This is a genomic window from Bacillus cereus group sp. N21 (genome assembly GCF_016483395.1).
Classification (GTDB): domain Bacteria; phylum Bacillota; class Bacilli; order Bacillales; family Bacillaceae_G; genus Bacillus_A; species Bacillus_A pseudomycoides.
Genome location: NZ_JAEHBX010000278.1, coordinates 1 through 354, shown reverse-complemented (window position 1 = coordinate 354; position 354 = coordinate 1). Strand labels below are relative to the sequence as shown.

The following is a 354-nucleotide window of genomic DNA, read 5'->3' as shown; positions in this document are numbered from 1 at the left end:
CAAGAACGTAAAAAAATTCATCAGCGACAAGCTGAAGGGATTGCGGTAGCTAAATCTCAAGGAAAACACTTAGGACGGCCTCAGGTGAATCTTTCGACATTAAGCAAACAACAAATAAATATAATAGAAGAAACTCATTCAAAATGGAAGAGTGGAGAAATAACAGCTGTTATGTTTATGGAAATGTTAGAGCTAAAGAAAAACACGTTTTAAAAAATAATGAAAGAATATGAAGAAGCAAATTAGCCTCTCACTTATAGAAAATACTAATTTGTCACTAATTGTAAGAATGCTGAAATCCACCTCACTAAAGCAGTAGCTATTGGGAATTTCGATAGAAGTGAATCAATAGTA

General features: G+C 33.1%; 1 pseudogene. It reads left to right on the top strand.

Annotated features, from left to right (window positions below):
- A pseudogene (locus tag JDS96_RS30845) lies at nucleotides 1-213 on the top strand (recombinase family protein); the annotation flags it as partial.
- Nucleotides 214-354 lie beyond the last annotated feature (141 nt).